This window comes from Methylobacterium nigriterrae, from assembly GCF_037106235.1.
GTDB classification, from domain to species: Bacteria; Pseudomonadota; Alphaproteobacteria; order Rhizobiales; family Beijerinckiaceae; genus Methylobacterium; species Methylobacterium nigriterrae.
The window spans coordinates 1-312 of sequence record NZ_JBAWTG010000672.1; the positions used below are offsets into that span (position 1 = coordinate 1).

1 protein-coding gene is annotated in these 312 nt (G+C 64.7%); it reads right to left on the bottom strand.

Annotation, left to right across the window (positions count from 1 at the left end; translation table 11 throughout):
- Window positions 1–312, bottom strand: a 312-nt coding sequence (locus WDW90_RS38675; protein WP_431311221.1) for a hypothetical protein, incomplete at both ends; no start/stop codon positions are given.

Here is a 312-nt window from a genome sequence, read left to right on the forward strand (position 1 = left end):
AGAGCCTCAGATGCGAACCTTCCGCGATGTAGTAATCGTCCATCGGCCCGAGCACCGGCCCGAAGGAATAGGGGACGGTGATCCACCAGTCGCCGCCTTCATTTCGGGCGTGATAGCGGATGGGCTGACGTTGGCGAATCGAAAGCACGCCGTCGAAGAAGCCGTCGTCGTCCCGGCAGGTGAGATCGCCGGCCGGCTTGCCGTCGTCGCGCGCGCGGTGCAGCAGGAAGATCGCGAACACCATCGTGAGGATCAGCCCCGCCAGCACGCCGAGCTCGATCATCGAGGCCTGGAACAGCGCCTGCTTCTCCG